The following is an 11,863-nucleotide window of genomic DNA, read 5'->3' as shown; positions in this document are numbered from 1 at the left end:
CAAAACAAACCAGAACCTGGGAAACAGGTTCTTTTTTTCAAGCATTAGGAGGCGAATCATTGAGAGAAACTTCAAGCAAAGGCTTTTTTTGGCACTGGGGGCATACGATATATCGGTACCGCCGCCTTGTTGTCATCTTTTGGGCAGTGCTGTTTATCGGATTTGGCATGGTCGCACAAAAGACTCCCGGTATGCTGAAAGATAACGGCTTTACCCCCAAAGGCAGCGACTCGGACCGAGGGCTTATCGAGCTGCAGCAGGAGCTGGACCTCCCGGCTTCCCTCTTGAATCTGGTTTATACCCGGGATGGCGCTGATCTTACAAAGGCCGAAGAAAAACAGGCAATTATGGATTCCCTCCTTGACCTGAAAAAGCTGCTCTATGTGCAGCAGATTTCGTTCTCTGCGACGCCTCGTAATACTGGCCGCAACGATGTGCAAACGGTAACTGTAGCCCTGAACCTACATACAGATCCGGCCTTGGAAAAGTATCCTGAAATCAAGGGAACCGTGAAGCCGCCAGCGGGTATGAAAGTATACGTGAGCGGCGGACCCGCCATTCTTTATGATATGCAGCAAGCCAGCAAAAACGATATCGCCAAATCGGAAGTGATTGGCTTACCTATTGCTTTACTCGTGCTGCTTGTAGTTTTCGGCACCCTGGTCGGAGCGGTTTTGCCCATGATCGTAGGCTTAATGAGTGTTACGACTACACTTGGGATTACCTATTTCATAGCCCAATCCTACTCGCTCTCGAATTTTCTTCCAAATATGGTCACGATGCTGGGCTTAGCCGTCGGGATTGATTATGCGTTATTTTTGGTAAGCCGCTTCCGGGAAGAGCTAAAAAGACAGCAGAACGTTGCCGAAGCAGTAGCCATGACGAGCCAAACCGCAGGGAAATCCATTTTCTTCTCCGGTGTGGCTGTGCTTATTGGGCTGCTCGGCATGTTTTTTGTCGATTTAACCTTTTTCCGCTCCTTATGCTTGGGCGGGCTCCTTGTCGTCTCCGTTTCGGTTTTGGCAGCCAATACGCTGCTTCTGGCTCTCCTGGGGATACTCGGTGCACGCATCAACTCCTTGAATGTGCTGCCCCAATCCTTGCGGCATCGAGGCTCGTCCCGTTTTTGGGAGAAGGTGGCTTATGGTGTAATGAAACGCCCCCTTTTGCTTACGCTCATTGTTGGCTGCGGTTTGATCTATATGATGACTCCTTTGGGGCATATGAAGCTGGGTGTTCCGAATGCCGAAGTTCTGCCACCCAGCTATGAGTCCAGACATGGCTCGGACCTTATGAAGCTGGCGTATGATTCGCGGGAAATGAACCCGATTCAAATTCGCATACATACCGAGAAGGAAGTTTGGGATGAAGCCTCTATTCGACAGGTTCGCGAATTTGCGAGAAAGACGGCGAATACTTCTGGTGTAAATAAAGTACAGAGCTATGTAAACGCATTAGGAGCAGGTTCGGACGCCGAACTGGCGGCAATTTTAAAAGCTCCGGAAGCCCGCAAGCAGCTGGAGGATCAAAAGCTGGCCAAAAATCATACAGCTCTACTCGCGGTTGTACCTGTGCGGGATCCCGATGATCCGGGAACGGATGTGCTTGTCCGAGACCTGCGCAAGCTCAATCCAGGAGGTCTGGATGTTCTGGTCACAGGCGGTCCGGCTTACCGGCTGGATATTATTGATCGCATACAAGGTCATATCCCCGAGGTGCTGGCTTTTGTTATGGGGATTACTTACCTTGTCTTGCTCGCTGCTTTCAGATCGATCCTATTGCCTCTCAAGGCCGTACTGATGAATATCCTCAGCTTGGGAGCAAGCCTTGGTATCGTTGTGCTGGTTTTCCAATACGGTTATATGGCGGATGCTTTGCACATAACCTCGATTGGCTATGTCAGCGCGACCTTGCCGGTCATTATCTTTTGCGTCGTGTTTGGCATTTCAATGGATTACGAGGTCTTCTTGATCTCAAGGATTATGGAAGAATATGAATCTACCGGCGATAACGAGCTAAGCACAGCAGAAGGATTGAAAAAGACGGGCAGCTTGATCACCAGCGCGGCCTTTATTCTTGTGGTGGTCGTTGGCTCCTTCATTTTTACAGATATCGAGATTATGAAGGCTCTAGGCTTGGGGCTTGGTCTGTCTGTCCTCATTGATGCCACAATCATTCGGGTCATGTTGGTCCCTGCGCTGATGAAATTGCTTGGAAAGGCGAATTGGTGGGCGCCTAAATGGCTGCGTATCCGCAAGGAGAACCGGGGTCCCTCCGGCCGTTGACAGGAAGAGGGGAGAAAACCAGCGCATAGCGGCTATCAAAGCCTCCATGAGCCGGTTTTCTTTTTTTTTGTCCATCAGGTACAATATAGGCAATTAGGATGCATCGGAGCTGAATCACTTATGATCCCTGGGAACCGATTCGATCTTATCGAATGATGGGTAAACATGAATTAACAAGTGTAGAGCTAACCCTCACGAATCTTTGTAATATGCTGCAAACGAGAAATTGCCCGCTATACATAAGCAAGCGAAAAGCGATCATATAATTTCAAAGGAGCATCAATTGCTTATGCAAACGACTTTTGATTTTGGTGCTATTCTTTTAAATTTAATTCTAGTCCTGTCTCTTGTGCTGCTGAATGGTTTCTTTGTAGCAGCTGAATTTGCGCTGGTTAAAGTACGACAGTCACGGATACAACAGCTTGTCAATGAAGGAAGCGGCATGGCCAAATATGCCTTGACCGTTACACAGAAGCTGGATACCTATTTATCCGCTACACAGCTTGGAATCACACTTGCCTCTCTAGGACTTGGTTGGGTGGGAGAACCGGCAATTTCAAAGCTTGTAGTCGAGCCGCTTCTGCATCTTTTCGGTTTGGCATCATCGGCTTTATCCCATTCCCTGTCCTTCATCATTGCTTTTGCCGTGATCACGTTTCTGCATATAGTGCTTGGTGAATTGGCTCCCAAATCCTTCGCGATTCAAAAGCCTGAATTTGCATCTTTGTGGCTGTCTGCTCCGCTGCTTTTCTTTTATAAAATTTTCCGTCCGGTCATCTGGTTTCTAAACAAGTCGGCTGGCACCTTTCTCAAATGGGTTGGTGTTGAGCCTGCTAGTGAGCTAGAAGCCGCACATACGGAGGAAGAGCTGCGGATGCTGATGGATGAGAGTGTTAGAGGCGGCCATATCAATAAGGATGAGATGGAGCTTTTTGATAATATCTTCGAATTCTCGGACCGGATTGCCCGCGAAGTAATGCAGCCGCGAACGGATATGGATTGTCTCTTCCTGGATCTTTCATACGAAGAGAATATGCAGTTGGTGTATGAAACGAAGCATACCCGTTATCCGGTCGGTGTCGAAGATAAGGATCACATTGTCGGATTTGTTCATATCACTGATCTGTTGACCGCGGACCCGGACAAAAATCAGGATCTTCAATCTTTTATCAGGCCTATTTTGAATGTACCGGAATCCATGGAAATCAGCCACGTGCTGAAGCTTATGCAGAAAAAGCATTCCCAGCTTGCGGTCGTTATTGATGAATATGGCGGAACGGCCGGGCTTTTGACATTGGATGAAATTCTCGAAGAAATCGTGGGTGAGCTGCATGATGAATTCGATCTGGATGAACGTTCCGATATCGAGGTCAGGGATCAATATATCTCTGTAGATGGCCGGGTGCTGCTTGAAGATATCAATGACATGCTGGATGTGGATCTCGAGGATGAAGATGTCGATTCCTTCGGAGGCTGGATCTTTAAACAGCTGGAAGGCATGCCGCTCAAAGGCAAAAAGGTCGACTACGGTAAGTATATCTTCGAAATCAGCGAGGTTGACAGATTAAGGATCATGCGGGTCCATATCATTAAAAAGAGCAAGGTCGTGCCCCTGGAGAAGGAATAGGATATCTAGAACTAAACTTAAGGATGGCTTACCGGCTGTCCTTTTTTGCGGTTGGCGGCGATTAACAATGCATTTTGTACAATGTAATCTAGAGATAACCACCAGGATTTGCGAACAGTGTAAAACGTACAATCAATTCGGGATCGAAGCCTTGTAGAGCAAGATTTCTCGAAAATAGTGTACAAATTGCATTGTTCGAACTCATTTTAAACAAATTCTAAAAAAACAGTGTACATAATACAATCTTAACGCCCCACATCCATCGCCAAACACCCGTACCTGCCAACCCACCGACCCCACCTAACTAACCCCACCCACCCAACTACCCTCTTGCCCCCTCCAAATCCGCACCTGCAAACACGAACCCAAATCTTTTTGTGACTTATCGTTATTAGACAAGTTTCCCAGCCATATAGATAAATAACAGATCTAATTTTGAAGAATAGGAGGACTCGCCATGAGCAATGAAACGAAATTCTACCACCCGTATATCAGTCCCTACGACCCCTGTCCCCCGCAGCGGGTAAAAGACTACAATACACCCATTGAGCTATACGTCCCCTTTCAACCGCCGGGGCTCCCGCAGTTCAGTCCCTACGAAGCTTTAAAGCTTGGCACATTATGGCCACCCTTATACAGCCCATATGAATCCAAGATATTCGAAGGGAGAACAAGTGAATGAGCAACCCCATGCCCGAAGCTTATTATAGAAGCCTGTATGATTTGCAGGCGGTGGATTTTGTGTTGGTGGAGCTTAATTTATATTTGGATACACACCCGGATGATCTGGCCTCTCTTCAGCAATACAACCAATTCGCGCAAAAAAGGATGCAGCTGTGCTATCAATTCGAGCTTGAATTTGGACCGATGAAGCATTTTGGCCAAAGCTTTACGAAACAGCCCTGGCAGTGGGTGGAAACTCCGTGGCCTTGGCAGGTTTAAGAGAGAGGAGACAGATAGATGTGGATTTATGAAAAGAAGCTGCAGTATCCTGTAAAAGTAAGCAAATGCGATCCGCGCATGGCGAAGCTGCTGTTGGAGCAGTATGGCGGTGCGGATGGGGAACTGGCCGCGGCACTGCGCTATTTGAATCAGCGATATTCGATTCCGGATAGGGTGATCGGACTATTGACGGATATCGGCACAGAGGAATTTGCTCATTTGGAAATGATTGCCACAATGGTCTATAAACTGACCAAGGACTTAAATGTAGATCAATTAAAGGCTGCGGGGTTGGACGATCATTATGTACAGCATGGGAAGGCATTGTTTTATGAAAATGCCGCCGGCGTCCCTTGGACAGCTGCGTACATACAGGCTAAAGGAGACCCCATTGCGGATCTCTATGAGGATATTGCAGCCGAAGAAAAGGCGCGTGCCACCTACCAGTGGCTGATAGATATGACGGATGATGTCGATCTTCAGGACGGCCTCAAGTTTCTCCGCGAACGAGAAGTGATACATTCACTCCGCTTCCGCGAAGCCGTAGAAATTTTGAAGGAGGATCGGGAGCGGCAAAAGGTATTTTAAAGGGTCGTCACATATTTAAGACTCGAAGCTTAATTGCTTTGGGTCTTTTTTTGTACTTAACGAATAAGAAAGCAAGAATTGAACAGTAGATGGTGGGTGATTTGGGGCAGATATGATATATACTTAAATGGATGAAAGCGAGGTGCAGATAGAATGGATCTAGTAACAACCAGCAGTGAAACACCATTTATAACCATACCTTCGCCAAAAGAGTTTCAATATGCGATAAATCTGGCCTATTTGGCAAGATCGCCGCTGGAGTGCATGTTCCATTTGGAGGACGACAAAGTCATAAAAGCTGCAAGGATCGGCAATCAAGATGTCCTTTTGGAAATCAGCAGCGAAAATAGCTCGGAGCTCCAGGTTCGATTCCTTGGAAGAGATCAGCTTCCACCCAGGGACCTTTGTGAGCAGACGGTTCGGTATGTAAGGGATTGGTTTGATTTGGATACGGATATCAAGCCCTTTTATCAGATGGCTGAAGGGTATCCGCTCCTGGACAGTTTGGTCCAGCGGTTCTATGGATTGCGGATTATGGGAATCCCGGATTTGTTCGAATCCCTGTGCTGGGGGATTATGGGGCAGCAGATTAATCTTCCTTTTGCCTATATGCTCAAAAAAAGATTTGTAGAAGCCTACGGCCGTTTTATGGAATGGGAAGGGCGACAATTATGGATCTTCCCCGATCCCAAGGATATCGCAGCGCTCACCATTGAACAGCTGATGCCGCTGCAGCTTACACGCAATAAATCCGAATATATCCTGGAAGTTGCCGGAAGGATGGCTGATGGACGATTGTCCAAAGAACATTTACTGCAATGGGGTAATTTTAAGCTGGCGGAAAAAGAATTAACTTCCATACGGGGAATCGGACCATGGACAGCCAATTATGCAATGATGCGTTGTTTGAGGGATCCTTCTGCGTTTTTGATAGCTGATGTGGGGCTGCACAATGCGGTTCGTCATCTGCTTGGACTGGATAGAAAGCCAACGCTTGAAGAGCTCCGTTTGCTTTTTGCGGAATGGGGGAACTGGGCGGGGTACATTACCTTCTATATGTGGAGAACTTTATACTGAAACATAGTGATGGAGAATCGAATCGGAAAATAAAAGCCCGTCATGGATTCCAGAAGGAACGCATGACGGGTATTTTTTGCGCGAAAATTATATTTGCTTGAGCAGCCAGAGTACATCATATTGATCAAATATACCATCACCGTTTACATCCGTCCTGGTTTCAATGAAGGTAACAATATCATCGATATGGATTCCGTTCTGCCGAGGATCCAGTTGATGGCGAAGTGCGGCATTGGTTTCGGGACTAATAACGGGTGCATTTTTAAAGCTGATTGGATTTCCATCCAAGGTCCGGGCAGCTTCCTCGGCATTAAGTTTTATCGTGTTGACATTGGGTGCTAATCCCTTGTTCGTGCTCATTTTTAGACGGATCGTATGATGTGTCGTATCTTGCATATCATACTGAGCCCCCATAACTGTGACGCCAGCCTGATCAAACGCAAATCGGGCAGGATCCATTACATACGTGGTATCCAACTCTTTCTTCAGGATCAGTACGGCTTCGGTTCCATCTGCATGAGCTGCTGCAAGAGAGAGCCAATTGCTGATGCTGAATTGATAGGTTTTCAACAGGGTTTTGTTTTCCAAAGAACGTACTTCCAATTTAAAAGATGAAATCCCATTGATATCTATATGAAAAACTCCGTCAGTGAAAGTGGATTTAACTCCTTCTCCCGCTATGTTCAATTGGACCTTGCTCGAAACCTGAAAGGGCAGCAGATTGATCGATTTATTCAATTCATCCGCATATATTTGGTATTCAGTAATTCCCGGATCGAAGCTTGGAGCCAAAGCACCGCCAAATATAAACAAATTACCAAAATATTGATTTTCAGCATATTCTCGCTCTTTATAAATGTTTAACTTGAGTGTTGCAAAAATCCTGTTGTCGATAAAGCCGAGTTAAAGCCGAGTTTTTAGATCCTTCGTCGAACGGCTAAATAGAAGAAGGACATCGACCCTTTGTGGAGAAATTGACGGTCACGGAGCCAATTTTTCCAGATAAAGGAGATGTCCCAATTCCATGGTATCCCTCTACCTGCCGATCGTCAAGTTCATTTTAGCGCTGAAGTTGGAGTTTTCTAAACCCCAATTGAATCACTTGTTTACGCTCGTTCATGGCATCATTCTTTGTGCCGGACGCAAGAACATTACGCAGATCCGAAACGCTGCCAGACAAGATTGTCATCTGAGCAGTATCACCAACTTTCTGAATCATGCGCCTTGGTGCGTCAATCGCATGCAGCGCAGGCGTATGCAATTCGTCATAGAGAAAATCCGGGCAAAGCGCATGAAGAATGGTGATGCAAGGCGTCTTGTATTTTTCATCGTGGATGACTCTTACTGCAAGAAAGAACCATCAACCAAGAAAATGGAAGCTCTCAGTTTTCAATATTCTCACGAGGATGGAAAATCGATCTGGTGCCACTGCGTTGTCACGGCCCACGTAGTAAGCGAGGGCAGTTCCTATGCCTGGGATTTCCGTCCTTACTACCGTGAAGAATATTGCACGAACCATGGCTTGACTTTCAAAAGCAAGAACGATCTTGCCGTCGAGATGATCGAGGCATTTCCGGCTACGCAGGATGAGCAGGTTTACGTGCTCATGGATAGCTGGTACACCAGCGAGAAGATCATAAATAGCTGTAACCGCAAGGGATTCCATGTCATCGCTGCCGTCAAGACCAACCGACTGATCTGCGTCAGCGGCGTAACGATCTCCATGGCTGATTTCGCTGTCCAGTACCTTCGCAAGTCTGACCTACGCTCCGTTACGGTGGAAAGTCAGGGGACGTACTGGATTTATGAATATGAAGGTCCGTTAAGCGAAATGGAAAACGTCAAGGCTTTGCTGTCTTGGAAAGATGAATATGCCCCTTCGAGCAAACCTCAAGTTTGTCTCCTGTGCACGGATTTAAGCTTGGATCTCGTTACAATCCAACGCTACTATCACGTGAGATGGAACATTGAAACGGGCTATCGCTATTTCAAGGAACTGCTAGGTTTTGACCAATATCAATTGCTGTCATTTGAAGGCATTCAGCGATTTTGGGCGATTCAGTATCTGACGCAGAACTTCTTGGAATCTCAGCGTCAGGACTGGATGAAGAGCGACAAACATCTTACGCTTGGAGATGTGGTGTACCGAATTCGGCAAGAGTATTTCGGGCAGATCATCGTTTACGTGTATCAGCAAGCCTTGGTGAAGAAGCCGTTATTCGACATCCTTAAGCATCTCAAAATATCCGCCTGATCTGTCGAATTACCTTCCCTGCTACAGGTGTGTCTATTTTCGGTTATCACGAAGAAAATCGCAACTCTCAAGTAAATAAGAAAGTATCAAATTTCGGATCAACGAAATAGGCTTTCTTATTGGCGAATAAACACAATTTCATTTCCGCGTATCCATTGACGCCGGATTTCCAGATCGCGGCTCAGCAGCAGCAAGTCGGCCTGCTTGCCGGCGGCGATCGAGCCGACCCGATCGGCGATGCCCAGCGACTTCGCCGGGTTGCCGCTGGCATACCGGCTCGCTTCCGCCACGCTGACTCCGACCTCGCGCACCATGAAGCGCAGCGCGTCGATCATCGTCAGCGTACTCCCGGCGAGGTTGCCGCCGTCCGTCAAGCGGGCCACGCCCGCCTTGACGGTTACGGCTAACCCGCCAAGCTCGTACGCGCCGTCGCCAAGCCCCGCGGCGGCCATGGCATCGGTGATCAGCAGCAGGTTCCTCTGCTGCTTCACCTGGGTGAGAAGCCGGATCGCCGCGGGATGCACATGGTGCCCATCGGCGATCACTTCGGCTTCGATCCGCGCGTCGGTGAGCACCGCACCGACGGTGCCCGGTTCGCGATGATGCAGCGGTTTCATCGCGTTGTAGCTATGGACCGCATGCGTGAGCCCCGCCGCCACCGCCGCCTCGATCTCGGCGTAGGTGGCGTCCGTGTGTCCGCATGCGGCCACGATGCCTCGATCGCGCAGCCACGCGATCAGCTCCAGGGCCCCCTCGCGTTCGGGGGCCAAGGTCAGCTGCCGCACGATGCCGGGGTAGCGGGCGTGCCAATCCTCGAGCCAGCCGATATTCGGCGGCACGATGTTGGCGGGGTTCTGCGCACCCAGCCACTTGGGCGAGAGAAAAGGGCCTTCCAGATGCACGCCAAGCAGTTGGGTATAGGGCATGGGCCCCTTCATAAAGTCGCTGACCTCGGCGATGACGTGGTCCAGGTCTGGACGGGGAGCCGTCATGGTGGTGGCGAGCATCGAAGTGGTTCCCCCCGCTGCATGGAAGCGGGTGATCGTCCGCAGCGTCTCTGGATTCGCTTCCATGAAGTCGGCCCCGTTGCCGCCGTGAACATGAACGTCAATGAATCCGGGCAGCACCCAGCCGCCATCTGCATCAATAAGACGAGTATTCGAGCTAATCCGGGCAAGATCGACATGGCTTTGCTCTTCGACGGAAGCGATGCTTCCCTGGCTCACACGAATGACACCTTGCTCGATCACATTCTGCTCGGTTACAATCTTGGCGTTAACAAGGACAAAGTCCTCCGGCGAAGAAGCTTCTCGAACTTGATTTAAATGTTCACTCATACAAACAACCTCCCTGCATCGGCATCAAGCAGCACGACCAGATTGGGATGGGTCTGAAGTAATGTGGCTGGCAGCTCAGTTTGAATGGGACCAGTAAGAGCGCGGTGGATGATATCCGCTTTATCCGCGCCTCGGACGACAAGTAAGATGCTTTTGGCTTTTAGAATTGTACCCACGCCCATCGTAAGCGCATGAGTAGGAACCTCATCAATGGAAGCAAAATATCGAGCATTCGCCGATCGCGTTTCCGGCTTCAATTTCACTACATGCGTGCCGCTGACCAAAGAGTGATCCGGTTCATTGAAGCCGATATGGCCGTTATGGCCAATGCCCAAAAGCTGGAGATCGATCTGTTTCGCTTTTTCCAACTCCCGGTTGTATCTCAGACATTCTTCCTCCAGACTCGCAGCGTTTCCGTCCGGTATATTAGCATGATCAGCGGGCAAATCAATATGATCAAAAAGATGCTGCTTCATATAAGTATGATAGCTCTCCGGATGATTTTCAGGTACGCCGACATACTCATCGAGATTGAAGGTTGTCACTTTTTTAAAGCTGACATGGCCTTTTTTATGTGCTTTGACAAGCTCTTCATATATGCCTACGGGCGTTCCGCCGGTGGCTAGGCCCAACACGGCGCTCGGCTGCATTTGGACCAATCCGGTTATAATTCCGGCACCAGCCTCGTTCAATTCTTTTTCATTTTTAAAAGTATGAATATTCACGGTGGGCTCACTTTCCTTTGCTGCGGTATTTGTGAATCATTTGATAAGATTGCTCAAGTCTGGGAACGAGTTTATTAAAATCCTCACTAACGAGGCTTGTAAAAAGGATATCAATAACATGCAGCTGAGCAATCCTTGACGCCATATCACCCCGGCGCATGCCCTCCTCGAGCGTGGAGGTGAAAAGTTGGATATCGGACAGATTGGACAATCGATTGGAACCGTATTTGGTTAGGCTGATCGTTGTCGCGCCGTGTTCTTTGGCGCAGATCAGGGATTGAATGGTTTCATCCGTCTCCCCGGAGTAAGAAATGGCGAATGCCGCATCGCCGGGCTGCAGGTTGGATGCGGATGTAATCTGCATATGCGGATCGGAAAATGAAGTTGTCCGTTTACCGATACGGATGAGCTTTTGGTAGAAGTCTTGAGCTACAACACCCGAGGTTGCCACACCATAAAGGTCAATTTGCCTAGCATTATTCAATGCTTGCAGAGCAAGACCCAGCTGTTTGCGATCAAGCAGACGTGTCGTATCCGAGATGGACCTGGTGTGATTAGCTTCTATCGCGACAATGATTTTATCCAGAGGATTGCCTGCAAGGATATCCTGGTACGATTGCTCATTGGTTTGCAGGGCCAGCTCAGCTGAAAGCTTCATTTTAAAATCCGTAAAGCCTTGAAAATGAAAGGTTTTGCAAAAACGGGAAATGGTGGCTGAACTTGTTTGCGAACATTCGGCCAGCTCTGTGATACCCATCCCGACGACCTGCTGCGCATGGTCGATCACAAAATTCGCCAGTGCTTGCTCCTGCCGGTTTAAGCCCTCTTTATGCTCCAAGATCGCACCCAAAATACTGGACATCGCATCCTCCGATTTGAAAAATTTTATCATATATTTCAGGTTATTCGAGAAAATTATTTTCATATTCATCTTACTTCATTTGCAGTTTTACAGCAATACCCAATGCGAGCGAAACATTGACAACCTTCATTAACTTTGCCATGCTAAAAATAATCATACGTATTTA

The 11,863-nt window shown here is 48.2% G+C and carries 11 protein-coding genes; 7 read left to right on the top strand and 4 right to left on the bottom strand.

The window, feature by feature from the left end; all coding sequences use genetic code 11:
* Window positions 1-59 precede the first annotated feature (59 nt).
* From BLV33_RS11110 to BLV33_RS11085, 6 genes are all read left to right on the top strand, one after another.
* Window positions 60-2,285, top strand: a complete 2,226-nt coding sequence (locus BLV33_RS11110; protein WP_171909110.1) for an MMPL family transporter — start codon at window positions 60-62, stop codon at window positions 2,283-2,285.
* Window positions 2,286-2,574: 289 nt separating this feature from the next.
* The gene (locus BLV33_RS11105; RefSeq protein WP_090791015.1) at window positions 2,575-3,912 is read left to right on the top strand and encodes a hemolysin family protein; all 1,338 of its coding nucleotides are present in this window, start codon (window positions 2,575-2,577) and stop codon (window positions 3,910-3,912) included.
* 457 nt (window positions 3,913-4,369) lie between these two features.
* Window positions 4,370-4,594 (top strand): spore coat associated protein CotJA, encoded by a 225-nt coding sequence (locus BLV33_RS11100; RefSeq protein ID WP_090791013.1) that lies wholly within the window; start codon window positions 4,370-4,372, stop codon window positions 4,592-4,594.
* Window positions 4,591-4,854 carry a spore coat protein CotJB gene (locus BLV33_RS11095; protein WP_090791011.1) on the top strand — a complete coding sequence of 88 codons (264 nt, stop codon included), beginning with the start codon at window positions 4,591-4,593 and terminating at the stop codon, window positions 4,852-4,854. The genes BLV33_RS11100 and BLV33_RS11095 overlap by 4 nt, the downstream gene beginning before the upstream one ends.
* Window positions 4,855-4,872: 18 nt before the next feature.
* Window positions 4,873-5,442: a manganese catalase family protein gene (locus tag BLV33_RS11090; protein ID WP_090791009.1), complete on the top strand. Its 570-nt coding sequence runs from the start codon at window positions 4,873-4,875 to the stop codon at window positions 5,440-5,442.
* Window positions 5,443-5,595: 153 nt separating this feature from the next.
* Window positions 5,596-6,519, top strand: a complete 924-nt coding sequence (locus tag BLV33_RS11085; protein WP_090791008.1) for a DNA-3-methyladenine glycosylase 2 — start codon at window positions 5,596-5,598, stop codon at window positions 6,517-6,519.
* Window positions 6,520-6,606: 87 nt separating this feature from the next.
* Here the strand turns inward: BLV33_RS11085 and BLV33_RS11080 are convergent, their stop codons facing one another.
* Window positions 6,607-7,311, bottom strand: a complete 705-nt coding sequence (locus tag BLV33_RS11080) for a hypothetical protein (protein WP_139305724.1) — start codon at window positions 7,309-7,311, stop codon at window positions 6,607-6,609.
* 232 nt (window positions 7,312-7,543) lie between these two features.
* Here BLV33_RS11080 and BLV33_RS11075 point away from each other — a divergent pair, with 232 nt between their 5' ends.
* Window positions 7,544-8,773 carry an IS701 family transposase gene (locus BLV33_RS11075; protein ID WP_090788856.1) on the top strand — a complete coding sequence of 410 codons (1,230 nt, stop codon included), beginning with the start codon at window positions 7,544-7,546 and terminating at the stop codon, window positions 8,771-8,773.
* 116 nt (window positions 8,774-8,889) lie between these two features.
* Here BLV33_RS11075 and nagA read toward each other — a convergent pair whose 3' ends face one another.
* Genes nagA through BLV33_RS11060 form a run of 3 tightly spaced genes read right to left on the bottom strand, consistent with a single transcriptional unit; the run spans window position 8,890 to window position 11,697 of the window.
* A complete protein-coding gene (nagA, locus tag BLV33_RS11070; protein WP_090791004.1) occupies window positions 8,890-10,110 on the bottom strand; it encodes an N-acetylglucosamine-6-phosphate deacetylase in 1,221 nt (406 codons plus the stop codon).
* The gene (gene nagB, locus BLV33_RS11065) at window positions 10,107-10,835 is read right to left on the bottom strand and encodes a glucosamine-6-phosphate deaminase (RefSeq protein ID WP_090791003.1); all 729 of its coding nucleotides are present in this window, start codon (window positions 10,833-10,835) and stop codon (window positions 10,107-10,109) included. Before nagB ends, nagA begins: the two co-directional genes overlap by 4 nt.
* Before the next feature lie 7 nt (window positions 10,836-10,842).
* Window positions 10,843-11,697: a MurR/RpiR family transcriptional regulator gene (locus BLV33_RS11060; RefSeq protein WP_090798873.1), complete on the bottom strand. Its 855-nt coding sequence runs from the start codon at window positions 11,695-11,697 to the stop codon at window positions 10,843-10,845.
* Window positions 11,698-11,863: the final 166 nt, after the last annotated feature.

Source organism: Paenibacillus sp. GP183, from assembly GCF_900104695.1.
Classification (GTDB): Bacteria; Bacillota; Bacilli; order Paenibacillales; family NBRC-103111; genus Paenibacillus_AI.
This window is presented reverse-complemented; position numbering and strand designations above follow the sequence as displayed.